Source organism: Atlantibacter subterraneus, from assembly GCF_007570865.1.
In the GTDB taxonomy this organism is placed as follows: domain Bacteria; phylum Pseudomonadota; class Gammaproteobacteria; order Enterobacterales; family Enterobacteriaceae; genus Atlantibacter; species Atlantibacter subterraneus.
Map to the genome: position 1 here is coordinate 91,789 of NZ_VLPS01000002.1, position 25,958 is coordinate 117,746.

Annotated in this window: 23 protein-coding genes and 1 pseudogene; 12 read left to right on the forward strand and 12 right to left on the reverse strand. The window is 58.2% G+C overall.

Annotation, left to right across the window (positions count from 1 at the left end; translation table 11 throughout):
• Window positions 1-85: 85 nt before the first annotated feature.
• The 3 genes from treZ to glgX are packed head-to-tail and all read left to right on the forward strand — an operon-like array spanning window position 86 to window position 6,539.
• Window positions 86-1,870: a malto-oligosyltrehalose trehalohydrolase gene (gene treZ / locus FND52_RS05695; RefSeq protein WP_144129980.1), complete on the forward strand. Its 1,785-nt coding sequence runs from the start codon at window positions 86-88 to the stop codon at window positions 1,868-1,870.
• Window positions 1,870-4,413 carry a malto-oligosyltrehalose synthase gene (treY, locus tag FND52_RS05700; RefSeq protein WP_144130021.1) on the forward strand — a complete coding sequence of 848 codons (2,544 nt, stop codon included), beginning with the start codon at window positions 1,870-1,872 and terminating at the stop codon, window positions 4,411-4,413. The genes treZ and treY overlap by 1 nt, the downstream gene beginning before the upstream one ends.
• A gap of 50 nt (window positions 4,414-4,463) precedes the next feature.
• Window positions 4,464-6,539 (forward strand): glycogen debranching protein GlgX, encoded by a 2,076-nt coding sequence (glgX, locus tag FND52_RS05705; protein WP_125295083.1) that lies wholly within the window; start codon window positions 4,464-4,466, stop codon window positions 6,537-6,539.
• A 43-nt stretch (window positions 6,540-6,582) separates the two neighbouring features.
• Here the strand turns inward: glgX and FND52_RS05710 are convergent, their stop codons facing one another.
• On the reverse strand, window positions 6,583-7,485 hold the full coding sequence (locus tag FND52_RS05710) for an EamA family transporter (protein ID WP_144129982.1): 903 nt from the start codon (window positions 7,483-7,485) through the stop codon (window positions 6,583-6,585).
• A gap of 162 nt (window positions 7,486-7,647) precedes the next feature.
• Window positions 7,648-7,845: pseudogene (locus tag FND52_RS05715) on the reverse strand (hypothetical protein); the annotation flags it as partial.
• 349 nt (window positions 7,846-8,194) lie between these two features.
• Here FND52_RS05715 and nanR point away from each other — a divergent pair.
• The 3 genes from nanR (at window position 8,195) to FND52_RS05730 (ending at window position 11,562) form a co-directional block, all read left to right on the forward strand.
• The gene (gene nanR / locus FND52_RS05720) at window positions 8,195-8,986 is read left to right on the forward strand and encodes a transcriptional regulator NanR (RefSeq protein WP_144129986.1); all 792 of its coding nucleotides are present in this window, start codon (window positions 8,195-8,197) and stop codon (window positions 8,984-8,986) included.
• A 121-nt stretch (window positions 8,987-9,107) separates the two neighbouring features.
• Entirely contained in the window at window positions 9,108-10,010 is a 903-nt protein-coding gene (gene nanA / locus FND52_RS05725) for an N-acetylneuraminate lyase (protein ID WP_144129988.1), read from the forward strand.
• Between the two features lie 61 nt (window positions 10,011-10,071).
• On the forward strand, window positions 10,072-11,562 hold the full coding sequence (locus tag FND52_RS05730) for an MFS transporter (protein WP_144129990.1): 1,491 nt from the start codon (window positions 10,072-10,074) through the stop codon (window positions 11,560-11,562).
• Here the strand turns inward: FND52_RS05730 and FND52_RS05735 are convergent.
• The 10 genes from FND52_RS05735 to FND52_RS05780 all read right to left on the reverse strand — a co-directional run bounded on the left by FND52_RS05735 (window position 11,559) and on the right by FND52_RS05780 (window position 20,258).
• On the reverse strand, window positions 11,559-12,407 hold the full coding sequence (locus FND52_RS05735) for a MurR/RpiR family transcriptional regulator (protein WP_244290554.1): 849 nt from the start codon (window positions 12,405-12,407) through the stop codon (window positions 11,559-11,561). The genes FND52_RS05730 and FND52_RS05735 overlap by 4 nt on opposite strands.
• A 98-nt stretch (window positions 12,408-12,505) precedes the next feature.
• Complete coding sequence (nanQ, locus tag FND52_RS05740; RefSeq protein WP_144129992.1) at window positions 12,506-12,976, reverse strand: N-acetylneuraminate anomerase; 471 nt, start codon at window positions 12,974-12,976, stop codon at window positions 12,506-12,508.
• 3 nt (window positions 12,977-12,979) lie between these two features.
• Window positions 12,980-13,846 carry an N-acetylmannosamine kinase gene (gene nanK / locus FND52_RS05745; protein WP_144129994.1) on the reverse strand — a complete coding sequence of 289 codons (867 nt, stop codon included), beginning with the start codon at window positions 13,844-13,846 and terminating at the stop codon, window positions 12,980-12,982.
• Complete coding sequence (locus FND52_RS05750) at window positions 13,843-14,532, reverse strand: N-acetylmannosamine-6-phosphate 2-epimerase (RefSeq protein WP_144129996.1); 690 nt, start codon at window positions 14,530-14,532, stop codon at window positions 13,843-13,845. The genes nanK and FND52_RS05750 overlap by 4 nt, the downstream gene beginning before the upstream one ends.
• 120 nt (window positions 14,533-14,652) lie before the next feature.
• On the reverse strand, window positions 14,653-15,129 hold the full coding sequence (locus FND52_RS05755) for a tellurium resistance protein TerW (protein WP_125295073.1): 477 nt from the start codon (window positions 15,127-15,129) through the stop codon (window positions 14,653-14,655).
• A 138-nt stretch (window positions 15,130-15,267) separates the two neighbouring features.
• Complete coding sequence (locus tag FND52_RS05760) at window positions 15,268-16,224, reverse strand: HpcH/HpaI aldolase/citrate lyase family protein (protein WP_144129998.1); 957 nt, start codon at window positions 16,222-16,224, stop codon at window positions 15,268-15,270.
• Window positions 16,224-17,303 carry a cysteine protease StiP family protein gene (locus tag FND52_RS05765; protein ID WP_144130000.1) on the reverse strand — a complete coding sequence of 360 codons (1,080 nt, stop codon included), beginning with the start codon at window positions 17,301-17,303 and terminating at the stop codon, window positions 16,224-16,226. Before FND52_RS05765 ends, FND52_RS05760 begins: the two co-directional genes overlap by 1 nt.
• Window positions 17,296-18,075: an HAD family hydrolase gene (locus tag FND52_RS05770; RefSeq protein WP_125295070.1), complete on the reverse strand. Its 780-nt coding sequence runs from the start codon at window positions 18,073-18,075 to the stop codon at window positions 17,296-17,298. The genes FND52_RS05765 and FND52_RS05770 overlap by 8 nt, the downstream gene beginning before the upstream one ends.
• Window positions 18,068-19,189 (reverse strand): phosphoribosyltransferase domain-containing protein, encoded by a 1,122-nt coding sequence (locus FND52_RS05775; protein ID WP_425277904.1) that lies wholly within the window; start codon window positions 19,187-19,189, stop codon window positions 18,068-18,070. Before FND52_RS05775 ends, FND52_RS05770 begins: the two co-directional genes overlap by 8 nt.
• A complete protein-coding gene (locus tag FND52_RS05780; RefSeq protein ID WP_144130004.1) occupies window positions 19,182-20,258 on the reverse strand; it encodes an ATP-grasp domain-containing protein in 1,077 nt (358 codons plus the stop codon). Before FND52_RS05780 ends, FND52_RS05775 begins: the two co-directional genes overlap by 8 nt.
• Before the next feature lie 326 nt (window positions 20,259-20,584).
• Between FND52_RS05780 and FND52_RS05785 the strand changes: the two genes are divergently transcribed.
• The 6 genes from FND52_RS05785 to FND52_RS05810 all read left to right on the forward strand — a co-directional run bounded on the left by FND52_RS05785 (window position 20,585) and on the right by FND52_RS05810 (window position 25,135).
• Window positions 20,585-21,169 (forward strand): TerD family protein, encoded by a 585-nt coding sequence (locus tag FND52_RS05785; RefSeq protein WP_125295067.1) that lies wholly within the window; start codon window positions 20,585-20,587, stop codon window positions 21,167-21,169.
• Window positions 21,166-22,326 (forward strand): TerD family protein, encoded by a 1,161-nt coding sequence (locus tag FND52_RS05790; RefSeq protein ID WP_144130006.1) that lies wholly within the window; start codon window positions 21,166-21,168, stop codon window positions 22,324-22,326. The genes FND52_RS05785 and FND52_RS05790 overlap by 4 nt, the downstream gene beginning before the upstream one ends.
• Before the next feature lie 22 nt (window positions 22,327-22,348).
• Entirely contained in the window at window positions 22,349-22,804 is a 456-nt protein-coding gene (locus FND52_RS05795) for a tellurite resistance TerB family protein (RefSeq protein ID WP_144130008.1), read from the forward strand.
• 22 nt (window positions 22,805-22,826) lie between these two features.
• The gene (locus FND52_RS05800) at window positions 22,827-23,870 is read left to right on the forward strand and encodes a TerC/Alx family metal homeostasis membrane protein (protein ID WP_125295064.1); all 1,044 of its coding nucleotides are present in this window, start codon (window positions 22,827-22,829) and stop codon (window positions 23,868-23,870) included.
• A gap of 48 nt (window positions 23,871-23,918) precedes the next feature.
• Complete coding sequence (locus FND52_RS05805; protein ID WP_125295063.1) at window positions 23,919-24,497, forward strand: TerD family protein; 579 nt, start codon at window positions 23,919-23,921, stop codon at window positions 24,495-24,497.
• A gap of 62 nt (window positions 24,498-24,559) precedes the next feature.
• Window positions 24,560-25,135, forward strand: coding sequence for a TerD family protein (locus FND52_RS05810; protein WP_125295062.1), 576 nt, complete (start codon window positions 24,560-24,562; stop codon window positions 25,133-25,135).
• The last annotated feature ends 823 nt before the right edge of the window (window positions 25,136-25,958 follow it).

The window sequence follows — 25,958 nt, forward strand, 5'->3', positions numbered from 1 at the left end:
TCGCGTTTAAGCTACTGGAGCTCGCCTCGGCGACAAACGCGCGATGGCGTGCATTGCTCACTTTTGGGTTAAACGAGGCATTGATATGGGATCCAAAACTTTTGTTAAAAGCTGGGGCAGTGAGTTTGTAACGGATGGCGTAGTGCGCTTTCGCCTGTGGGCACCCGGGCAACAGAGTATGATTTTGCGGCTCAATGGCGAAGAAACGCCGATGAAGACCGCCGATGACGGCTGGTTTGAACTTGAGGCGACCGGCGTATCGCCCGGCGCGGAGTACCAGTTTGTGCTCGCTGACGGCATGGCGGTCCCCGATCCGGCGTCGCGTGCGCAAAAAGCCGATGTCAACGGGCCGTCTCTGGTCATCGACCCTGACCAGTACGCCTGGCAAAACACCGGCTGGCAGGGGCGTCCGTGGGAAGAGACGGTGGTCTATGAGATGCACTTTGGCACCTTTACCCCCGAAGGCACCTACCGCGCGGCGATTGAAAAGCTGCCGTATCTCGCTGAACTCGGCATCACCATGATCGAAGTGCTGCCCGTCTCGCAGTTCGGCGGCAACCGCGGCTGGGGCTACGACGGCGTACTGCTTTACGCGCCGCATTCCGCCTATGGAACGCCGGATGATTTTAAAGCCTTTGTCGATGCCGCTCACGGCTACGGCCTGTCGGTAGTGCTGGATATTGTGCTCAACCACTTCGGCCCGGAAGGCAACTATCTGCCGCTGCTGGCCCCGGACTTCTTCCATAAAGAGCGCATGACCCCCTGGGGGCCAGGCATCGCCTATGATGTGGACGCGGTGCGCCGCTATATTGTCGAAGCGCCGCTTTACTGGCTGAAGGAATACCACCTCGACGGCCTGCGCTTTGACGCCATCGACCATATCCATGATCTCTCGGAAAAACACGTCCTGAACGAGATTGCCGAACGCATCCGCGCGGAAATCACCGACCGGCCGATTCACCTGACGACCGAAGACAGCCGCAATATCATCGACCTGCATCCACGCACTGAACAGGGTGCCGCGCCGCTGTTTACCGCAGAATGGAACGATGATTTCCATAATGCCGTTCACGTGTTCGCTACCGGCGAAACCCACGCCTATTACGAAGATTTTGCTGAACAGCCGGAACAACACGTTGCCCGCAGCCTGGCGGAAGGGTTTGCCTGGCAGGGAGAATATTCGCCCCATGCGGGGAAAGCACGCGGTGTGGACAGCACCGGCCAGCCGCCCATCGCCTTTGTCGATTTTATCCAGAATCACGATCAGACCGGCAACCGCGCGCACGGCGACCGGTTAATCGAGCTGGCGGGCGCGGATCGCACCAAAGTACTGCTCGCCACGCTGCTGCTCTCTCCCCATATCCCGCTGCTGTTTATGGGCGAGGAGTATGGCGAAACCAACCCGTTCCTGTTTTTTACTGACTTCCATGGCGACCTCGCCAAAGCGGTGCGCGAAGGGCGGGCTAAAGAGTTTAAAGGCCATCACGGCCACGATGGCGAAGACGTGCCCGATCCCAACGCCGCGCAAACCTTTGAACGCTCGAAGCTGGACTGGCACCGCCGCAGTAGCGAGCAGGGCAAACAGTGGCTGGCGCTGACTCGCCAGCTGCTGCAACTGCGCCAGCAGCACATTGTGCCGCTGCTGGCCACCGCACAGGGTGCCGGCAAGGTGGTGAAAACCGCGCCGGGCCTGGTCGCCGTAAGCTGGGCGTTCCGGGAGGGCACGCTGTCGATGACGCTCAATATCGGCGCAACCGCGCAGCCGCTGCCGGATTTCCCCGGCGAGACGATTTTCGCCTGGCCGAGCGCGGCAGATGATTTGCCGCAGAATTCCATTATTGTCCGCCTTGCTTCAGGAGAGGCTATTTGATGATACCCACCGCGACGTATCGTATTCAGTTTCGCAACGGCATGACCTTCGACCGCGCCGCTGCGCTGGTTCCTTATCTTAAGCGGCTGGGAATCAGCCATCTGTATGCCTCGCCGATTTTTACTGCGACATCCGGGTCGACCCACGGCTATGACGTCACCGACGCTAACGAAATCGACCCGTCCATCGGCGGGCGCGAAGGCTTCGACCGGATGGCGAAAGCCCTCAAAGAGGCCGGGCTGGGGCTGATTCTGGATATCGTGCCGAACCATATGGCGACCTCGCTGGAAAACGCCTGGTGGCGCGATGTGATCGAGCATGGCGAAAACAGCCGCTACGCCCGGCACTTTGATATCGACTGGACGCGCCGCCTGACGCTGCCGTTTCTCGGCGACAGCTTTGAAGCGGTGCTGGAAAGCGGTGATATCAGCATCCAGGCCGATCCGCAAACCGGCAAGCCCGCGCTGGCCTATTTCGAGAACTTTTACCCGCTGACCCCGGAAAGCTGGCAGGGCCGCGAACAAGCGGTGCTGAGCCTGACCGATAAGGCGGCCATCGCGGAGCTGCACGAACGCCAGCCGTACCGCCTGATGTCGTGGCGGGACGCGCCGCGCGAGCTGTCGTTCCGCCGCTTCTTTGAAGTCACCGGGCTGGTGGGGATGCGGGTAGAGGACGATGCGGTGTTTGACGACACCCACCGGCTGATCCTCGAACTGGTGCATTCCGGCGCGGTGGACGGGCTGCGCATCGACCACGTCGACGGGCTGGCCGATCCCAAAGCCTATGTGGAAAAGCTGCGCCAGCAGGCCGGGCCGGAATGCTACATCACCGTGGAAAAAATCCTCGGCAAGGGCGAGCATCTGCCTGAGGACTGGCCGATTTCCGGCACCACCGGCTACGAGTTTATTTCATCACTCTCCGAGGTGCTGGTGGATGATGAGCAGATCGACGCGCTGCGCGACGTTTATCACAGCGTGGTGGGCCAGCCGGTGGATATCAAAGCTGAATTGCGCGCCGCCAAACTGCTGATGGTGGATCGCAATTTTGAAGGGGAGTTCACCCGGCTGCTCAACCTGGCGGTCAACATTGCCGAAGCGGATGGCGTGGCGCTCGACGAGCCGACCATTCGGGCGGCGCTGCGTGAACTGCTGATCGCCTTCCCGGTGTATCGCACCTACGGCACGCTCCAGGGGATGCCGATGGAAGGGCAGGCGCTGCTGGCGAAAATCGTCGATAAGGTCAAGGCCAGCGAGTTTGCGCCCGATCCGGCGGCGCTCGATTTCCTGACCCGCGTGCTGCATGGCGAAGTGTCCGCTGGCGCGGCGGATACCGCCGGGCACTTCCGCACCCGCTTCCAGCAACTGACCGGCCCGCTGATGGCCAAATCGGTGGAGGACACGCTGTTCTTCCGCCAGAACATGGGGCTGGCGCTCAACGAAGTCGGTGCCGAGCCGGTGCAGCGCGCGTTTTCGCTCGACCGCTTCCACAAAGAGATGAAAACCCGGCTGGAGCGCCAGCCGGACGCGATTTCCAGCACCTCGACCCACGACACCAAACGCGGCGAAGACGCTCGCGCCCGGCTGTACACGCTCACCGAAGCGCCGCAGCTGTGGGACGAGTGCTTTGCCCGCTGGCGGCAGATGAACCAGACCAAAGTGGTGTTTCTCAACGACGGCACCGCGCCGCGCGGCGTGGACACCTGGATGCTGTATCAGGCGCTGGCGGGAGTGTGGCCCGCCACGCTGCAACCCGATGATGAAGCGGGTATCAAGGCGCTGGAACAGCGCTTTCTGGAGTTTGTCGAAAAGGCGCTACGTGAAGCCAAGCTGCGCACCGACTGGGTGGACAGCAACGAAGCCTATGAAAACGCGGTGCTGGATTACGCCCGGCATATGCTGGATCCGGCGAATCAGCCCTTCCTGCAGGATTTCTGCGCGGGGCTCCAGCCGTTTATTCACGCCGGCCTGGTCAACAGCCTGACCCAGACGGTGATCAAACTGACCGCGCCGGGCGTGCCGGATATCTATCAGGGCAGCGAGGCGCTGAACTTCAGCCTGGTTGACCCGGATAACCGCCGCGACCCGGATTTCGCTAACCTGCAACGGATGCTGGACGACGAGCGCCCCAACTTCAGCGCCGAAGAGAACTGGCTCAGCGGCCAGGTAAAGCAGCGGGTCATTGCCCACGTGCTGCGATTGCGTCAGCAAAAACCGATGCTGTTCCGCCGCGGCGACTATCTGCCGCTGTCGGCATCCGGCAAGCGGGTGGATAACGTCATCACTTTCGCCCGGGTGCAGGACGACGATGCGCTGATCGTCATCGCCCCGCGCCTGGTGTTTAGCGCGCTACACGGCGGCTTTGAGCTGCCCCATACGGAGCTCTGGACGGAGACGGCAATCCCGTTGCCGGAACGGCTGGCTAACCACCGCTACCGCGACATTCTTAGCGGAAAAGAGATCTTACTGACGGATCGCATCGACCTTAATTCAGTCGATTCCTGTTCATCCGTGTTGCTGCAACGGGTTAACTCCACTGATAGCTAAACCGTTATCCGCTGCATTTGCTGAAATTTCTGGTTTCAAGAGAGGGATTCATGTCTAAAGGTAAACCGTTTGAAATCCTGGCGGGGCACGCGCACCAGCTCGGTGCCAACTACGATGGCGAAGGCGTGAACTTTGCGATTTTTTCCGCCCACGCGGAACGTATTGAACTGTGTCTTTACGATCCGACCGGTAAAGTTGAAATTGCCCGGCGCGATCTGCCGGAATGTACTCATGAAGTGTGGCACGGCTACGTGCCGGGCCTGAAACCCGGCGCGCTGTACGGTTTCCGCGTCCACGGCCCTTTCGATCCGGAGAATGGCCACCGCTTCAATCCTAATAAACTGCTGCTCGACCCCTACGCCCGGGATCTGGTGGGCGATCTGGCGTGGAACGAAGCCCATTTTGCCTACGATCTGTACCACGAAGATAAGGATCTGACCTTTGACGAGCGCGACAGCGCGCCGTTTACCCCGAAATGTCGGGTTATCGATCCTAACGAGTTTAACTGGCACGATCAGAACCGCCCGACCGTTCCGTGGCCGAAAACCGTGATCTACGAAACCCACGTCAAAGGGTTTACCCAGCTTAATTCCGCGCTGCCGGAAGAGATGCGCGGCACCTACGACGGCATGAGCCATAAATCCACCGTTCAGTACATCAAGAGCCTTGGCATTACCTCGGTGGAGCTGCTGCCGGTGCACTGGTTCCCGGACGATCAGCACCTGCTGGATCGCGGGCTGAAGAATTTCTGGGGCTATAACTCGCTGGGCTTCTTTGCCCCCGCCTCGCGCTACTTCGGGCCGCGCGGCATCCAGGGCTTTCGCGATATGGTGCGCGCGTTCCACGACGAAGGCATCGAAGTGCTCCTCGACGTGGTGTACAACCACACCGCCGAGGGCAACGAACTGGGTCCGACCCTGTCGTTTAAGGGCATCGACAACTTCTCCTATTACCGCACCATGCCTGACCAGCACCGCTATTACATTAACGATACCGGGACCGGCAATACGGTTAATACCTCCCATCCGCGGGTGTTGCAGATGGTGATGGATTCTCTGCGTTACTGGGCAGATTCGATGCATATCGATGGTTTTCGCTTCGACCTGGGCACCATTCTTGGCCGCGAGCCGGAAGGCTTTGACCAGCGCGGCGGCTTCTTCGACGCCATCATGCAGGACCCGAAACTCTCCCGCCTGAAGCTGATTGGCGAGCCCTGGGATATCGGCCCCGGCGGCTATCAGGTGGGCGGCTTCCCGCCGGGCTGGGCGGAGTGGAACGACAAATATCGCGATACGGTGCGCGAATACTGGAAGGGCGATAACGTCTCAACCGATTTCGCCGCCCGCCTGCTGGGATCTGGCGATCTCTACGATCAGCGTGGCCGCCGCCCGTGGGCCAGCGTCAACTTTATCACCGCCCATGACGGCTTCACCCTCAACGACCTGGTGTCGTACAACGAGAAGCACAACGAGGCCAACGGCGAAGATAATAACGACGGCCACAACGATAACCGCTCGTATAACTACGGCGCGGAAGGCCCGACCGACGACGAAGGCATCAACGCGGTGCGCGAGCGCCAGAAACGTAACTTCCTGGCCACGCTGTTCTTCTCCCACGGTACGCCGATGCTGCTGGCGGGGGATGAATTTGGCCGCAGCCAGATGGGCAACAATAACGGCTACTGTCAGGACAGCGAGATCTCCTGGGTACACTGGGACAACCTGCCCGCGTCCAGCGAAGCGCTGCGCGAGTTTACCCGCCATATCATTAAACTGCGCGCTGAACAGCCGCTGCTGCGCCGCGATAACTGGCGCGATGGCATGGTAATCGAATGGTTCAACGCCGGCGGCGGCCCGCAGCAGCCGGAGCAGTGGGATGAAGGATCAACCCTGGGCGTGTACATTGGCCGCACCGACTTCCAGACCGAAGAGGGCATCTGGCACGATATTCTGATGCTGTTTAACCCGTTCGAAGGCAACGTGCCGTTCCGCATCCCGCAGTTTGGTGAAGGCGGCTGGGTACTGGAGCTGAGCACCTCAGAGACGGTCGAACCGGGCCTGGTGATCACCAAAGAGAAGGATTTTGAACTGGAAGGGCGCAGTCTGGCGCTGTTCAGAAGGCCGTAATGTAATTCCACAGAAACCAGCCCGCATTACGCGGGCTGAATTTTTACGCCGGGCGCACCTTGCGACGTGAGTCCAGCGAAATCAGCGCCACCGATGAGAGGATTAACAGCGTGCCCAGCCAGTCCGGCAGGGTAAAAGAGATCCCCAACAGCGCCAGCGACAGCAGCGCGCTGCTCAGCGGTTCCGCGCAGCTCAGAATGCTGGCTTTCGGGCCGCCGATCATCTGCGCGCCTTTCAGGTAAATACTGAAGGTGAGGGCGGTGCCGACCACCACCAGATAGAAAAACGCCATCAGCACGTGGCTGTTAATGGTTACCCCGCTGTGCTGGCCGGAATAGAACGGCAGCAGCGCCGCGCCGCCGATCAGCATACTCCAGCCGACAATCGGCAGCGTGCCGTACTGGCCGATCAACTTCGAGGGATAGGTGGTGTAAAACGCGGCGGCAAACGCTGAGGCAATGCCCCAGAACAGCGCGGCGCCGGATATCGACAGCGAGGTGGGGTTGCCGTGGGTAACCAGCAGAAACGTGCCGATAAGCGATGTCGCCACCGCCATGATGACATAGCGTGATGGGCGCTTTTTCAGGATAGCGGCAAACCACATCACAATGATGGTCGGCGACAGAAACTGTAAAATCGTGGCCGTCGCGGCGTTGGATTTTTCAATGGCGACCAGAAAGGTAAACTGCACCAGCAGCGCCCCGAACAGGGAAAAAATAACCAGGCTGATGGCGTCACGGCGGATCTTAAACATCGCAAAGATTTTATCGCCCTGCATAAAAGAGAGCGTCAACAGAATGAATCCGCTAAACAGCAGGCGGATCATAGTCAAAAACGGTGCGGATATCTGGCTTTGTTCCATAATGTACTGCGCGGCGACGCCGGAACTTCCCCAGAATATGGCGGCGAGCAGAACATACAGCATCCCTTTTTTGGCGTAACTCATTTGTTTCCCGGCGGTGATATTAATAAGCCGCTAAAGCATAACACAGTATTAATAACGGATGCTTTAACCGCGATGCCGCAAATGCCCTGCAAACGTTAAGGGGGTAAAAAAACCGCCACGGTTATTCGCCGGGTGGCTTTTAGTATTTTGAAATTATTTCACGGCCTGCTGCGCATTTTCCATGGCCTGTTTTTCTGAAGCGGAGAGGATCGCGGCCTGACGCTGCTGCTCTGCTAAGTAGCAGGTATCACGGCTGATGCCTTTGGCCTCGCAATCCGACTGGCGCTGCGCCGCGCTGGAGCAGCCCGCGACTAAGCCTACAAAAGCGATACAACCTGCCATCATTATTAACTTTTTCATTGTTTAACCTTTTATAAAATTATCCTGATAGTTCAGGTGTGAAACTACAATAATTTTCAGGCCGGGAATAACCCATCGGATTAATACGAATATCCACTGGTAAATAACGTAGTTTAATTATTTTATCCGTGCGTTATTAAAATAATAACAATAATTAATCGTTAAATTTACAACCCGATTTTTCCGTCCCTTTATTATCTCAATAATAACAATTACGCGGCGTAGCGTCAGGGCGGCCATGGCCATCTGGCGCACCGTCAGGCGCTGACGCTTTCGCCACCTTTTTAAAACCGTGCTATGATGCGTTTTTATCCATAACTCCCTGTCACTGTTCATTAATACGACGTTTATGAAAGATACTGGCGAACAATCCCCAAAAGAGACTTCTCAAACTATTGGCAATGCATTGCGCCGTCGCCCGCTGGCGCGTGTGAAACTGTCTGAAATGGTGGAAGAAGAGCTGGAGCAGATGATCCGCCGCCGCGAGTTTTCCGAAGGTGAGCAGCTCCCGTCGGAACGCGAGTTAATGACTTTCTTCAACGTTGGCCGCCCATCGGTGCGTGAAGCGCTGGCGGCGCTGAAGCGCAAAGGGCTGGTGCAGATTAATAATGGCGAGCGCGCCCGCGTGTCGCGGCCCTCCGCGGATACCATCATCAGCGAACTCTCCGGCATGGCTAAAGATTTCCTGGCGCATCCCGAGGGCATCGGCCATTTTGAGCAGTTGCGCCTGTTTTTTGAATCCAGCCTGGTACGCCATGCCGCCGAGCACGCAACCGATCGGCAGGTTGAACGGCTGGCGAAGGCGCTGGAGCTTAACAGCCAGTCGCTGGATGACAACGCCGCGTTTATCCGTTCCGACGTTGAATTCCACCGCGTGCTGGCGGAAATCCCCGGTAACCCGATCTTTATGGCGATCCACGTCGCCCTGCTCGACTGGCTGATCGCCGCGCGCCCCACGGTGCCGGATGACGAGCTTTACCAGCATAATAACGTGAGCTATCAGCAGCATATCGTTATCGTCGAGGCGATCCGCAACCGCGATCCCGATGCGGCGGATCGGGCGCTGCATGACCATCTCAACAGCGTATTCGCTACCCGTCACGCTTATCAGCAAAGTAAAAAATCCCGCAAGAAAGCGTAACGATCGTTTAGTGAAGTAGATCCCAATCTGAATCTTTCCCTGCAAAGTGGCGCTTTTGTGGTCTGGTATAACAGGTATAAAGGTATATAGTTACGTCACATTCATCATCCATGAGGTTGCTATGTCCGCCACATTAAAAGGGGTTATGCCCGCGCTGCTTACGCCATTTGATCAACACCAGAGACTGGATACCGACAGCCTGCGCCGGCTGGTGCGGTTTAATATTGAACAGGGGATTGACGGGCTGTACGTCGGCGGCTCAACCGGCGAAGCCTTCGTACAGAACATCGCCGAGCGCGAAGAAGTGCTTGAAATTGTTGCTGAAGAAGCCAAAGGGGAAATTACCCTGATTGCCCACGTCGGCACCGTCAGCACCGGGGAAAGCCAGCAGTTAGCCGATGCCGCCAGCCGTTACGGCTACGATGCCGTCTCCGCGGTGACGCCGTTTTACTATCCGTTCAGCTTTGAAGAGCATTGCGACCACTATCGCGCCATTATTGATTCCGCCAATGGACTGCCGATGGTGGTGTATAACATTCCGGCACTCAGCGGGGTTAAGCTCAGCCTCGATCAGATCAACACGCTGGTGACGCTGCCTGGCGTTGGCGCGCTCAAGCAGACCTCCGGGGATCTGTACCAGATGGAGCAGATCCGCCGCGCCCATCCGGACCTGGTGCTGTACAACGGCTATGACGAGATTTTCGCCTCCGGCCTGCTGGCGGGCGCTGACGGCGGTATCGGCAGCACCTATAACATTATGGGATGGCGCTACCAGGGCATTGTAAAGGCGCTGAAGAAGGGGGATGTCGCCCAGGCGCAGCGGTTGCAGACCCAGTGCAATGAAGTGATCGACCTGCTGATTAAAACCGGCGTGTTCCGCGGCCTGAAAACCGTTCTGCACTATATGGACGTAGTGGCCTCGCCGCTGTGCCGTAAACCGTTCGCGCCGGTGGATGAAAAATATCTGCCTGAACTGAAAGCGCTAGCGCAAAAGCTCCAACAAGAAAAACAACAACAGCAATAACAATACCGGATGCCGGAGCCATCCGGCACCTACCCTACAAGACGCGTTTCGGGAGACTCATATGAGTATCACTACCCAAAATATCCCGTGGTATCGCCATCTCAACCGGAGTCAGTGGCGGGCATTTTCCGCCGCCTGGTTGGGATATTTGCTTGATGGTTTCGATTTTGTCCTGATTGCCCTGGTATTGACTGAAATTCAGGGAGAATTCGGTTTAACGACGGTGCAGGCCGCCAGCCTGATCTCCGCCGCATTTATTTCCCGCTGGTTCGGCGGCCTGATGCTGGGCGCAATGGGCGACCGCTACGGGCGGCGTCTGGCGATGGTTTCCAGTATTGTGCTGTTTTCCGTGGGCACCCTGGCTTGCGGCCTCGCGCCGGGCTATACCACCATGTTTATCGCCCGTCTGGTGATCGGTATGGGGATGGCCGGGGAGTATGGCTCCAGCGCCACCTATGTCATTGAAAGCTGGCCGAAGCATCTGCGTAATAAAGCCAGCGGCTTTTTGATTTCCGGTTTCTCGGTCGGCGCAGTGGTCGCGGCGCAGGTGTATAGCCTGGTGGTGCCGGTCTGGGGCTGGCGCGCGCTGTTCTTCATCGGCATTCTGCCGATCATGTTCGCCCTGTGGCTGCGTAAAAATATTCCTGAAGCCGAGGACTGGAAGCAAAAACACGCGGGTAAAGCCCCGGTGCGCACTATGGTGGATATCCTGTATCGCGGCGAGCATCGCGTACTTAACGTGCTGCTGACCATCATTGCGGCTACCGCGCTGTGGTTCTGCTTCGCGGGCCAGTTGAACAATGCGGCGATTGTGGCGGTGCTTGGATTATTGTGCGCGGCGATTTTTATCAGCTTTATGGTGCAGGGCAGCGGCAAGCGCTGGCCGACCGGTGTAACGCTGATGGTGGTGGTGCTGTTCGCGTTCCTTTACTCCTGGCCGATTCAGGCGCTGCTGCCGACTTACCTGAAAACCGAACTGGCCTACGATCCGGCCACGGTAGCGCGGGTACTGTTCTTTAGCGGATTCGGCGCGGCGGTAGGCTGTTGCGTGGGCGGTTTCCTGGGCGACTGGCTGGGCACCCGTAAAGCCTATGTGTGTAGCCTGCTGGCGTCACAGTTGTTGATTATCCCGGTGTTCGCCATCGGCGGTGCCAACGTCTGGGTTCTGGGCCTGCTGCTGTTCTTCCAGCAGATGTTAGGGCAGGGGATTTCCGGCATTCTGCCGAAGCTGATCGGCGGCTATTTTGATACCGACCAGCGCGCCGCCGGGCTGGGCTTTACCTACAACGTCGGCGCGCTAGGCGGGGCGCTGGCACCGATTATTGGCGCGGTGATTGCCCAGCGTCTCGATTTAGGTACTGCGCTTGGTTCGCTCTCCTTCAGCCTGACTTTTGTGGTGATCCTGCTGATTGGCCTGGATATGCCGTCCCGGGTCCAGCGCTGGTTGCGCCCCGAAGCCCTGCGCACCCATGATGCCATTGACGGCAAACCGTTCAGCGGCGCGCGGGTAAAAAGCGTAAAGCCGGGTGAACTGGTGAAGAGCAAAAGCTAAGGCTTGAGCGCCGCCATGGTTTTTAACTTATTCGCCCGGGCCTGTTCCGGGCGAGCTTGTACCAGCAGGCTGTACAGTACATCCAGCACAAACGCCTGAGCCACTCGGGTAGCCAGCGAATCGCCCTGCAATTCCCCCTGATGATGGCCGTTGATTAACGTGATGTCAGCCTGCTCCAGCAGCGGTGTGGCGAGATGATAGGTTAACGCTACGGTGGTTGCGCCCGCCGCTTTCGCCAGATGCAGCGCCTTGACCGTTTCTGGCGACGCGCCGGAATGGCTGATGGCGAAAGCCACCTCATCGGGCCGCAGCAGCGCCGCCTGCATCGCCATCTCGTGACTATCCTGCAACGCTACCGCGCGTAAGCCTATGCGCATCAGCTTGTGCTTCATCTCCTGGGCACTAATGCCCGATGAACCGACGCCAAAAAGGTAGACTGCTTCGGCGTTCAGCAGCGCATCCACCGCGCGCCGCACCTGTTGGGCATCCAGCAGGGTACGGGTTTGCGTCAGTACGCTGTTGACCGTTTCCTGGAGCTTGCCGCTGACCGCGTCCACGTCGTCATCCGGCGTGATATCGGCATCCAGCATCGCGTCGCTGCGCGCCAGTTCGATGGTGAGATCGCGTTTAAAATCCTGAAAGCCGCGAAAGCCCAGCAGGCGGCAAAACCGCACGATGGAGGCTTCGCCCGCCTGGGCGTCCTGTGCCAGCCCGGCGACGGTCAGAGTGGTGACCCGCTGCGGGTTTTGCAAAATAAACTGAGCAATGCGCTGGCTGGTGCGGCTCAGGCTGCTTTGCATCGCCCCGAGGGTGGCGAGGATTTTACCGGGTTGCAGTGGTGGCATAGTGAAGGTGTCGGGTGTGTGAGTCATCGCGGTATAGTACTCAAAAAAATGCCGCGACGGGGGACGCGCGGCAAAAGTCTCAACAGAGAAGACGCTTATTAAACCGGGAGCAGGGCGTCCCGGTGCAGTTTAATCACCACTTTTTTGATGGGCTCGCGACGTGTGTCATGGCAACCCGGCTTGTGCGGTTCGCCGGGCATAAAAATGGCAAACATGCCGGGCTCCAGGGTGAGGCTCTGGGAATTATGGATGTCGTTGCATAACTGGTAATCCTGCTCCGGATGCCACTCCTCCAGCTCACGCGCGCTTTCCGCGATGCCGAAATGAATAGTTTCACAGCCTTCCAGCAGCAGTTGAATATCAATATACGCCCGGTGCAGCTCGGCTTTTTTCTCCTGCGGCGGCTGGGTGGTCAGCGTCATCACGTTCATAAAGAGCCGTTCGCCGTCGAGGGTGTAGCTGTCCGGCTGCTTTTGCGCCGGGTTTTCCGCCAGCGCCAGAACGAGGGCGTCGTACAGCGGCTGGGCTAAGCCCGCCGCAGCCAGGTGGTCGATATGGCCGGTAATCATCGGTTACTCCTTAGCAAAAAGCGCCGCGCCCAGTAAACCGGCGTCCTGGCGATAGTGGGCGGGTCGCAGTTCGACGTGATACACCGCCGGTTCCTGCATCAGGGCGGCGTGAACATGCTCCAGATAGCCAGGCGCGAGGCCGACGCTGCCGCCAATCACCACGCACTGGCAGTCAAACGCGGCTTTGATATCGGCGATCAAGCGCGCCAGGGTGCGGGCGGAACGGTCGACAAGCGCCAGCGCCTGCGGGTGATCCTGTCGGGCGTGGGCAAAAATGGCTTTCGCATCCAGCCCGGCTAAATCATTGCGCGCCGCGGCGGCGATGCCGCGCCCGGAAGCAATGGCTTCCACGCAGCCGGTACGCCCGCAGCCGCAGCGCGGGCCATTCGGATCGGCAAGGGTATGGCCCAGATGCCCGGCCAGACCGCCGGGGCCTTGTAAAAGAGCGCCGTGGCTGATGACGCCGCCACCCACGCCGGTGGAAACGGTTAAAAACACCATATGATCGACGGTCGCCGAGAGCGCCTGGTATTCCGCCCAGGCGGCGGCCTGGGCGTCATTCAGGGCGATGCCCGGCAAGCCGGTGATGTGCGTCAGGGTTTGGGTCAGGGGGAAGTTTTCCAGCCCGCCGAGGTTCGCCGGGTTAATCGACGTCAGTACGCCATGCTGAATAATGCCGGTGGAGGCAACGGCGAAGCGCGTGGCTCGTGCGGCAAGCGGGGCGACCAGCTCGCGCAATGCCGTCTCCAGCGCTTCCGGCGTTTTGCTGGCGGGCGTCGGCTGTTCGCAACGGGTGACGATCGTTAACGCATCATCGATTAGCGCTGCCGCCAGTTTGGTGCCGCCAATGTCTATCGCCAGGATGGTCATTTTTTCACGTCCTGTAACGCATCCCGGAACCACTGGCAGACATGCTCCAGCCGGGTGATTGCTGAACCCACGGTAACGGCGAATGCGCCATGTTGCAGCGCCTGAGCTGCCAGCTCGGGTGAGTTGTAGCGGCCTTCCGCCATTACCCGGCAACCTTTAGCCGCCAGCGCCGATACCAGCGCCAGATCCGGCTCTTTGGGCGTGACGTCGCGGGTATAGCCGGAAAGTGTGGTACCAATCAGCTCCGCGCCCAGCAGGTGGCACTGCAAGCCATCTTCCAGCGAGGAGCAGTCCGCCATCGCCAGCAGGCCGTGAAGATGAATACGCGCCAGCAAATCCTCAACGCTCGCCGGACGCGGACGTGCCGTTCCGTCAAAGGCGATGATATTGGCACCCGCGGCGGCAAGGGCATCCACATCTTCCAGCCACGGCGTGATGCGCACCGGGAAGTCCGGCAGATCGCGTTTAATAATGCCGATAATCGGCGCGCTCACCATGGCGCGCGTGGCTTTCAGGTTATCGATACCCTCAATGCGCAGCCCCGCCGCGCCCGCCTGTTCTGCCGCCAGCGCCATAGCCGCGACGATCTCCGGTTTGTCTAACGGGCTGCCCGGCACCGGCTGGCAGGAAACGATAAGTCCACCGAGTTTAGTGATGCGATTTTCCAGCTGAATGAGCAATGACATGATTACTCCACTTAATAACAAGTTATGAAATTACACTCCAAATGAAGATAAAGAGCGGGCAGGGGGGCTGCAACCTTTCATACCAGGTTATGTGAAGCGGGTTGGATTTTGACGCGGGGATTACTCGCCCGCTTTTTGTTCGGCTTTGATTTCGCGGATTAACCGATCGGCATATTCCCCGACGATCATCTCCACGGCTTCGCTGCGGGTGATATTGCTGAGCAGCGCCAGCAGTTCGATTTTTTGCAGGATCGACATTTTCAGCGACAGCGAAACCGCCTTTTTCTTCTCTTTATCCAGAGAAACAAAGCTGACGGGTTCGCTGGTTTTGCGCTCGGCGTTGACGTTCAGCGCCTCGTTCATCCGGCGCAGCTGTTTTTTATCCAACAGTCCGGCATGGGTGAGTTGGTAGGTGTGGTTGGCTTTGCTGTACTTAATTTCCGCTGAATAAAACTCTCTGAGTTCTTTAAGCACCCGGGTCAGGGTGGGTTCAGAGCAGGCCAGAGTCGCGATGATTTTGGCGGCGGAGACAGGCTTGCCCGGCCCCAGCAGGGTCGCCAGCGTATAGACTCGGGCTTGTCGTGTGCTCAGTTGCATAATGGGAAACGGCCTGCGTTCAAAGTTTACATTAAGCGTGCCAGACGACGCGGCGCGAAATCATCGCCAAACGTCTTATTGCTGGCAACGTATTCCCGGTAAAAAAATGCGTCTCGTTGTCCATTGATTGCATATTGCTTAATTTTTCAGCGTGGCGGTAAGCAATCGAATACCGTCCTGCGGCTGCTCGGCAGCGATGCCATAAACCTGGGCGCGGGAAAGAATGCCGGATGCCCAGCGGCGGTGGGTTGCAGGTTCGCACATTGCCCCCTGGGATTTAAACACCGCCTGGGTGGAATTCAGAATACGCAGCGCATCGGCGTGATCGGTGGGCGACACCATCAGCGCCGCTTCGATCTTGCTGATTTGATTGGGATGGATCGCCGTTTTGCCGACCAGGCCGTGGGCCATATCCAGCGCCAGTTCCCGATCCATGATCTGGTGATCGTCAATGTGTTCGCACACTGGCGCGGTGAGGGCAAAATCACGCGAAGCAAACACCGCTACCAGCATTTTGATGGCATAGCCCATCGGGCCGTCATACAGCGTTAAATGGCGCGAACGGCGCAGGGATATCACGTTCATCAGATCGTTGCCGCCGATGCGCAGGGCGATGATGCGTGAATGACACGGGTGATCCACCAGCGTGGTCGCCAGCTCGCGCATCTGCACCACGTCGAATACCTCTTCGGTTTCCAGCGTCGGCATCATGCATAAATCAGTGGGTTCAAGGATGCGCCACCAGGCCGGCAGCGAGGCCAGGGTAAATTTCGGCAGCACGAAGCCGTCAATGGCGCTGACGTCCATCTCCCGTACCAGCCGCTCGCCCATGGCGCTGTCGCGCGGGCGGATAAACACCAGCGGCCAGCACGCATTGCCCTGGTTGGCTTTGGCCCGCGTGAGTTGAACCAGCAGCGCGCGTAAATTTTCCAGCGCTTGCGGAATATCGCCGTCGCTGACCGCGTCTTCCAGGCAAATCACCAGCGAGCGCAGGCCGCTGATTTTGTTATTCAGGATGGCATCAGCAATATCAGTGCGGGTTGCGGGCATATACAGCGTCGCGCCCAGACGCCAGGGTGAAAGCCGTTTATCCATCAGAGCACCTTCTTAATGATTGTCACCGCCCGATACTGGCCGATGGCCTCGCCCACTTCAGTAATGGTGATGCCTTTTTCCCGCGCCAGGTACACCAGCAGCGCCACGTCGGGATCGGCGGCGGAGCGTACCAGCACATGGTCCGGCACCCGGCGCAACACGGCGCGGGTGGCTTCGGCGATGCCGGGCTTGATGCGGTTGATGCTGGAAATCTGGTAGCGGTCAGCCAGCGTCTGGATCACCCGCTCGCTTTGCTGCTGAAGCTGCGCTTTTCTCGCCTCCGACAGGTCGCCGTGGGGCAGGCTGCTGAAATCCAGGCGCTGGCGGTATTGCGCCACGGTATCCACCAGCATCCGGCTGCATTCGAATTGCGCCAGGTGATCGCAAATCACGCAGCCGTGCAGGCCCTCGGCGGACCAGATCGAACGGGAAATCATGCCGGAAACCGGCGCGCCCATAATACCGAACGGGATCAGCCAGTCGTCATCGCTGGCGGCGAGCCAGGCTTTGCCGCACGGATCGGCGAGTACCGCCAGGCGCGGCTGTTCAGGGTAGCCGGGACGATGTTGCAAACTGCGCCGCAGCTCGCCGGAGATCGCGCCTTTTCCGGTCCAGCCATCGACAAACACAATGCCATCGGTGCCGTGGCGCGCTTCAATCCACGCCAGCGCCGCTTCATCAATGCCCCGGTCGCGGATAATACTGATGCCGTAATGGTGCGATTGTTTACCCATTTCGCGCAGGGTCTGGTGCAGCATCACGCCGAGCGGGACGCCCGCGCGCACCAGGCTTGCCAGCACGATCGGCGTGTCACCGAAGCGCTCCGCCAGCGCCTGCGCCAGTATCGCCACTTCTTTGGCTAAACGTTCCGCGCCGCGATCCAGCGCCTGAGAAAAAATATCCAGATGCCAGGCGGTGGGCTCTGGCTCCTGGCTGAGCATTTCCGAATAGTGGCGCGCGCCGGACTGGATCAACTGCTCTTTCTGATCGACCGGCGTCATTTCCATTTCAACGGGGTTGAGCAGAAAGTGAATGTCCTGTGGTGAATACGAGCCGGAAAACGGCGTGAAATCAGTCATACAGTTCTCCAAATAGCGTCTGCGTGATGCTGTGGGCAAACTGGCTCTGGCGCGGCAGGCCGAACCAGGTGCAGAGCCGCATAAAGCGGTGGTCGCTTAAGCTGTCGCCAAGGCCGATCACCGGGAAAACGCCGCGCTGCTGGCGCAGTTTTTCCAGCAGCCAGGTTACCGCCAGCCCTTTTTCCACTACCGTTGGCAGCCAGGCGACATTATTGCTGTTGCGATGGATGTAATAGCCCTCGGTGGGGAAGGTCTGTTCGATTTCGTCGGCGATGGCGTTGAGTTCGTCCAGCCGGGTGCTGTCGCGGTGTTTCATCACCAGATACACCGGTACGTCGCCGTATTCGTAGTTAATCCGCGCCCAGCCGTTGATATTGCGCGCCGCCATCAGCTCGGTAATGGCGCTTTGCATGGCGAGGAGTTTGTCGGCATAGGGCTGTAATTTCGCCAGCATCAGCGCTTTCCAGGCGTCGTCCGGCTGGCCCTGCGGATCGAGGATCACTGCGCCATGGGTGGTCACCGCCCAGGATCGGAACGGGATGGTGACGCGGGCGATCTCTTCGGTGCCGCGCGCGGTGACCGGGATCAGCTCGGCGTGCTCCAGCATCCAGTCCACCAGCATCGCCTGTTCTTCGGTCATAAAGCTGCGCGGCGCCAGGCTGCGATCCAGCGCGCCGGTGCGAAACGGGGCCAGATCCAGCTCATCCACCATCTTGCGGCGGGTCTGGAATAACGTGTCGTCGAGATCGGAAAAAATCACCGGCCTATTCATAGCTAATTACCTCTACGCGGGGCGCAACCTGGCGTAGCGCATCCAGCAGTACTGGATCGATGCTGGTGGCGGGGGTTTCCGCGCACAGCAAAATGCGGTCGAACTGCTGGTGCGCGACGTTATAGACAAAATTGGGGATGCCGAGGCCGTAATTGTCGGTAAAGGCAATGGCGGACTGAATGGCGAACCCGGTGGCAATCGGCGAGCGGGTCGTGGAGCTGTACTTCACCTCCGCGCCCGCGTTTTCCAGCCGCTCCGCCAGCAAAAACGGTTGCCAGACAAATTCGCTGGTGCCCAGCACCAGGATCTTTTCACCGGGCCGGGCGGTAATATGCGCGCCCAAATCCGCCGCAGGGGTCGCCATGCCCAGCCGTCCCCAGTTCTGGCGGCCCGTAATCGGCACGCTGCCCGTCGCCGTAACGTTCACCGCAGGCATCACCGGTACGGGCGCATCGGGATTCGGTTCCCAATGCCAGTCGCCCTGCACCAGCGATACGGTGGCGATCGGCAAGTTACAGCGCTGCGCCAGCGCGTCGCCGCTCCAGTCGGTGAGGGTGACCGCCAGAACCTGGGCGATCTGCGTCAACCCGGCGCTTTGTAGCGCGTCCAGCAAATTAATAAACGTGTTGCCAGTGGTGGCTTCGTCATCGATAAGCACCAGCGTGCGGGCGTTAAGCACCCGGCGGCGCAGTTCGGCATCATCCGGCAGATAAATCAGGTGATCGGTAGCGTGGCTGTGGTTCTCTTTAAATTCGCACAGCAGCTCGCCGGGCACCGGATGGCGTGTCGAGGTCAGATACACCGGTTCCGCCGCCTGGTGGCGCAGTTCATCAAACACGCCTGCGCCAAGGCCGACCGCAGTTTCCGCCATGCCGATAAACAGCACCGGGCCCGCTTCAAGCTTAGGAAACTGTTCCGCCAGCTGTCGATACACCGATCGCATGATGCCGGGGGCGACCGGGATATGGCGGCCCAGCACTTTGCTGACGAACAAAAAGGCGCGCTTCGGATTGCGGCGCTCCGCCAGCTCAAACAGTTCATCCAGCTGGCGCATACCGCCGGTTGGCGTCACGCGTAACGTTCCGCTGGAGAGCGTGCGGCTAAATTCACTCATGGTCATTCTCTTCGCGATGCCTGTTGGTCAATGCGGTTGGGTAGTTGACCGCTTCGGTCAGCGGCCTGACGACGGCTGGCGCAAAGGCGCGCTCCGCTTCATCCAGCACGTCCTGCTGGCTCATCAGCCCAAGCTGGCGGAAGGCGAACAGGCCTGGCAGGTTCACCCCGCTCAGGCGGGTATAACCGATGCCCCCGGAAGGACGCATATTGATTTCCAGCAGCAGCGGTTTGCCGCTGGTGGTGTTGCGGGTTTGCACGTTGACCAGCCCATCGGTCTTCATCAGGCGCGCGCAGGCTTTCGCCAGTTCGAAAGCCTCGCCGTGGTTTTCCAGATACTGCACCGAGCCTTCTTTACGGCGGCCCACCGCCGCCAGCACCGCGCCGTCTTCCACCAGCATATCCACCGAATATTCCGGGCCGGGGAGATACGGCATTAATACCAGCGGTTCGAATTTGCCCGCCTGCTCCAGGGCGCTGAGATAAAAGCGTGCGTTCACTTTGCGGCTGTCGGGGTTAATAAAGTGCGCCATCGGCGAGACGTTTTCATCAAATCGCCAGAATCCCATGCCATAAATGCCTTTCACCGGTTTAACGCACAGTGATTTGCTGGCGAACGGGGAGCGGGCAATCAGCGCGCGCAGTTCGTCTACCGATTCCACCCGCAGGGACGGGACCACGGGTAAACCGGCTTTTTCCATGGCATGGGCGTATTCGACTTTATCGTCGGCCAGTTCAAACATGGCGGGCTGAAGAGAGCCGGTAGTAAGCGTGACGCCGCTGGCGGTAATCGCCGCGCGATGGGCTTCAAACCAGGTGGCGTGGCGGCCGGTATGAATCGCCTTAACGCCCAGCTTTTTCACTGTGGCAAGAATAAACGCCAGCCGGTCGTCGGCGTCCTGCGGTTCAGTCAGCGCGATATCGGCCTGGGAGAGGATCTCATGGCGTTCGTTGCGGTGCGACGCAATCACCGTCACATCGGTTTGCTTCAGATTAGCGAACGCGCGGATGCCCTGAATCAGATCGCGCTGGGAGGACAAGCCTTCCATTAGCCAGATGTTGTTAGTCATTTTATTTATTACCGATAGGGCGGGGTTGAATGGCTACAGTTAGGTAATAAGTCTAGAAAGCGGTAAAAAAGTTGTCAATCATAATATGATCTGATTTCGGTAGGATTTATTTCTATGTTTTCCTTCCCATTTTGCTAAAATTTTTCAGTAAATTTCTGCGTGTTATACGTTTTTAATTTTTTGAAATATAAGTAATTTACCTTTCTTTAAAAATTCACAGGTAAAATGATCTTGTTCATTAACTACATCATGATATGATTTTTATCTGAAGGATTTTGGTGTAAAAACGCAACCTTTTTCACGAGCCACTTTATGGAGATCTGACCATGGTTTCATTAACAAAAAACCAAACTGTTTCACTCAGCAAGCAATCGTCGGCGCTCAACCAGCTGCATTTCGGCCTGGGCTGGGATCCCATCAAGAAGAAAGGGATGCTAGGCAAACTGTTTGGCGGTAATGATTCCATCGATCTTGATGCGGGCTGCGTACTGCTCGATAAATCAGGCGGCAAAATCGACACCGTCTGGTTCCGCAAGCTGAAATCCTCCTGCAACTCCGTGGTACACAGCGGCGATAACCTGACCGGTGAAGGCGACGGCGATGATGAAGTCATCCGCGTGGATCTGACGCGTCTGCCTGCCCAGGTGGAATATCTGGCCTTTACCGTTAACAGTTTCCGCGGCCAGAGCTTTAACGATGTGGAAAACGCCTTCTGCCGCGTGGTCGATCAGAACAACAAAGAGCTGGCGCGCTATCAGCTGAACGAGCAGGGCTCGCACACCGGCATCGTGATCGCTTCTCTGCGCCGCAACAATGGCGAGTGGGATTTCACCGCGCTGGGCAAAGCCTGTAGCGGCCGCACCATTGACGATATGCACAGCGACATCGTCGCGGCGGTGGTGCGCTCATGAACATGACGGCGGGAGGCAATGCCTCCGTTCCTTCTCAACCGTTGACGGTGCGCGTGCTGTCGGGCGCGGCGGTTGACGCTTCCGCTTTCCGGCTGTTCGCTACCGGCAAGGTGAAGGGCGACGCCGATATGGTGTTTTACGGCCAGCCTAAAAATGACGACGCCACCATCGCGCTGACCAATGACGGCAATAACACCGCGTTTAGCGTGGATCTCAACCGTCTTCAGGCCGATGTGCAAAAAGTGGCCTTTACCGTGACCTGCGACGGCAACCAGACCGTAGCGGGCCTGCAACGCCTGGCAATCCAGGTGGAAGCGGCGGGGCAAGTACTGCTGAACGGCGTAGTGGACCTGAACGGTCGCCAGGAAGCCGCGCTGATTTTAGGCGAACTGTATCGCCGCAACAGCGAGTGGAAATTCCGCTTTATCGCCCAGGGCTTTAACGGCGGGCTGAAACCGCTGGCGGAGCATTTCGGCGTGGATGTGGCGGATAGCCCGGCACCGACGGCGGCCCCAGCGCCGACGCCTGCGCCCACTCCGGCAGCGTCTAAAATCAATCTCAGCAAGGTTTCCCTGACCAAAGAGAAACCGGCAATCAGCCTGACCAAGCGCGATAACTTCGGTGAGATCCGCATTAACCTGAACTGGCATCGCGGCAACCCGGCGACCGGTTTGCGTGCGGTATTTGGCGGCAGCAAGGGTATCGATCTGGATTTAGGCGCGTTTGTTGAACTGAGCGATGGCTACAAAACCGTGATTCAGGCGCTGGGCAACCGTTTCGGCTCTATGGACAGCGAGCCGTATGTCCAGTTGCAGGGCGACGATCGCACCGGCGAGTTTTCTACCGGCGAGTGGCTGCACGTGAATGGCCGCGAGTGGAAACACATCCGCGAAGTGCTGATTTTCGCCTTTATTTACGAAGGCGTGCCGAGCTGGGACAAAACCGACGGCGTGGTATCGCTGTTCATCCCGGACCAGCCGCCGATCGAAACCCGTATGACCGAAGGGCAGAACAACCGCAACATGTGCGCCATCGCCCGTCTGGTTAACGAAAACGGCAATATAAAAGTAGAACGAATCAACCAGTTCTTTAATGGACATAGCGATATGGACAAGGCGTTCGGCTGGGGCTTTAGCTGGAAGGCGGGTTCCAAGTAATTTCTTTGGCAGAGGGTGTTATATGAGTTTCTTCAATAAAGTAAAAGGGGCGTTTAACGCCAGCCGCGACGAGTTAACCAAACAGGTTGGCCGTTTCAAAAACAAAAAATTTATGCAGGGCACGGTGGCGGTCTGCGCGCGTATCGCGGTATCCAGCGACGGCGTCAGTTCCGAAGAGAAGCAGAAGATGATCGGTTTTCTGCGCGCCTCCGACGAGTTGAAAGTGTTCGATACCTCTGAGGTTATCGACTTCTTTAACAAACTGGTGAGCAGCTTCGATTTCGATATGGAAATCGGCAAGGGCGAAACCATGAAGTACATTCTGGCGCTGAAAGATCAGCCCGAAGCCGCGCAGCTGGCGGTACGTGTGGGGATCGCGGTGGCGAAAAGCGACGGCAATTTCGACCCGGACGAGCAGAAGGCGGCGCGTGAAATCGCCCTGGCACTGGGCTTTGAACCGGCCGAATTCGGTCTTTGATAGCATTTCTTAAGGGTTTTGTATGGTATCTACGCATATTGGCTTTCCAACAGAAACGGTGGTGGTATTCGTTGCGTTGGCAGTGGGAGCCATTTTTATCGACCTGTTCATGCACCGGCATGACAAACCGATCTCGCTGAAAAGCGCGGCGCTGTGGTCCGTATTCTGGGTCCTGGTGGCGATGGCGTTCGCGGGGTTCCTGTATGTTCACCACGGCGCGGAAGTCGCCAGCCTGTTCGTGACCGGTTACGCGCTGGAGAAGGTGCTGTCGGTCGATAACCTGTTCGTGATGATGGCGATTTTCTCGTGGTTCGCCGTGCCGGACCGCTACCGCCACCGCGTGCTGTACTGGGGCATTATCGGTGCCATCGTGTTCAGGGGGATTTTCGTTGCGATTGGTACCGGCCTGCTTAGCCTCGGTCCGTACGTCGAGATCGTCTTTGCGCTGATCGTGGCCTGGACGGCGGTAATGATGCTGAAAAGCGGCGACGACGATGACGAGATTGAGGATTACTCCCAGCATCTCGCCTACCGTATGGTTAAGCGCTTCTTCCCAATCTGGCCGAAACTGAGAGGGCATGCCTTCCTGTTGAATCAGAAAGAAGTGGATGAAGAACTGGCGAAGCCGGAAAACAAAGACATTACCATTGGCCGCGGCCAGAAAGCCGCGCTGTACGCCACCCCGCTGATGCTGTGTGTGGCGGTGGTGGAGCTGTCGGACGTGATGTTTGCCTTCGACTCCGTACCGGCCATTATCGCGGTCAGCCGCGAGCCGCTGATTGTCTATAGCGCCATGATGTTCGCGATCCTCGGCCTGCGTACCCTGTACTTTGTTCTGGAAGCCCTTAAGCAGTATCTGGTGCACCTGGAAAAAGCCGTTATCGTGTTGCTGTTCTTTATCGCCGCTAAACTTGGCCTGAACGCAACCGACCATATCTGGCACCACGGCTTTAATATTTCGGCAACGACCAGCCTGTTTGTGGTTCTGGGTGTGCTTGCATTGGGTATCGTGGCGAGCATTATGTTCCCCGGTAAACCCGATTCTGAGGAGAAAAAGGAGGGTTAACCTCCTTATCCCCGGCAAATAACAACATCAACCAGAGAGGATTGAACAATGAGTGTTTCTCTTTCTAAAGGCGGGAACGTATCACTGAGTAAAGAAGCGCCGACCATGAAGAACGTGCTGATTGGTCTGGGCTGGGATGTGCGCGCCACCGATGGTCAGGACTTTGACCTCGACGCCTCCGCCTTTCTGCTGTCCGCCAGTGGAAAAGTACGCAGCGACGCGGATTTCATTTTCTACAACAACCTGAAATCTGTTGACGGCTCCGTGACCCATACCGGCGATAACCGTACCGGTGAAGGCGACGGCGATGATGAAACCCTGAAAATCAAACTGGATCTGATCCCGGCTGACGTCGACAAAATCGTCTTCGTGGTCACCATTCACGACGCGCAGGTGCGCCGTCAAAGTTTCGGTCAGGTCTCCGGCGCGTTTATCCGCCTGGTGAATGATGACAACCAGACCGAAGTGGCGCGTTACGACCTGACGGAAGACGCCTCCACGGAAACCGCAATGCTGTTTGGCGAACTGTATCGCCACAACACCGAGTGGAAATTCCGCGCGGTCGGCCAGGGCTATGCAGGCGGGCTGGCGTCCGTGTGCGCCCAGTACGGTATCAACGCCTCTTAATCTGAATACCCAGCGGGCGGTTAACGCCGCCCGTCTCTCTCCCTAAAAGCAGGAGCTTTAAAATGGCAGTTTCTCTCGTAAAAGGCGGTAACGTATCCCTCACTAAAGAAGCACCGACCATGAACATCGCCATGGCTGGCTTGGGCTGGGATGCGCGTGTCACCGACGGACAGGGCTTCGACCTGGACGCATCCGTGTTTATGGTTGGCGAAGACGGCAAAGTCCTGAGCGACAGCAGCTTCATCTTCTTCAACAACAAACTTAGCGCCTGCGGCTCCGTTGAGCACCAGGGCGACAACCGTACCGGCGAAGGCGACGGTGACGACGAGCAGATCAAAGTCGATCTGACCAAAGTGCCTGCTGAGGTGAAAAAGCTGGTTTTCGCGGTCACCATCTATGACGCAGAAGCCCGTAAGCAGAACTTCGGCATGGTGAGCAACAGCTACATGCGTATCTTTAACAACGACAACGGTTCTGAAATCGCCCGTTTCGATCTGTCTGAAGATGCGTCTACCGAAACCGCGATGGTGTTTGGCGAGCTGTACCGCCATGGCGCAGAGTGGAAATTCAAAGCGGTAGGCCAGGGCTTTGCAGGCGGGTTGTCTGCGCTGGCGTCGCAGCATGGCGTGAACGTTTAACGTTTAACGTTAGCGCTTTAGTGATAAAAACCCCGGTGCGCTGGGGTTTTTTTATGGGTGTTGTTTAGGGGGGACGGTTTTTTTCGGGTTTGTTCGGTGGAATTGTTCCGTTCGCCTGGGCTTTCGAGTCAGTCTCGGGCACCGGAGACGCGAACGGGTTGGGGGCGCTCGCCGCCGCGCCCCCAACACCCCCGGCTCCCCCGCGCGAAATCGCCGCTTCGCGGTACCCTCGGCTTATCGCGTCCAGCTCCGGGTCGGGTGCGATGCTACATCCTGTAGCTCGCACCCTCTGGCGGCATCCCTGCCGCCAGCCCCGGCCTCCCGCGAACGCCTCGGCGATTTCGATGGGGAGTGAAAACCCCCGCGATACGTTCAGGTGATTACTGCAACAACAAGGTCGCTGAAAGTTCGCAAGTTCTCACAGCGGCAATAAATGCTCTGTAAAAAATAAAAATCTCAAAGTTGGGGATGTTGAGTCCGGCATCAAAATCGCCGAGGCGTAATTGACGAGCCAGGTCAGCCCCGCAGGGAAGCGGGGCTGAGGTCGTGAGCTACAGGATGTAGCATCACGACCGACCTGAAGCGAGGAGATGGAGCCGAGGGCAGCGGCGTAGCCGCCGATTTTGCTGGCCGGGAGCGGGGATTGCAAAGGGGGATGCGGAATCCCCCTTTGCCCGTTCGCGTGCTACCGAGTCGCGTCGAGCCACAAACGCCTGGCGAACGTAACAATTCCACCGAACGTAACAATTCCACCGAACGTAACAATTCCACCGAACGGAACAATTCCACCGAACGGAACAATTCCACCGAACGGAACAATTCC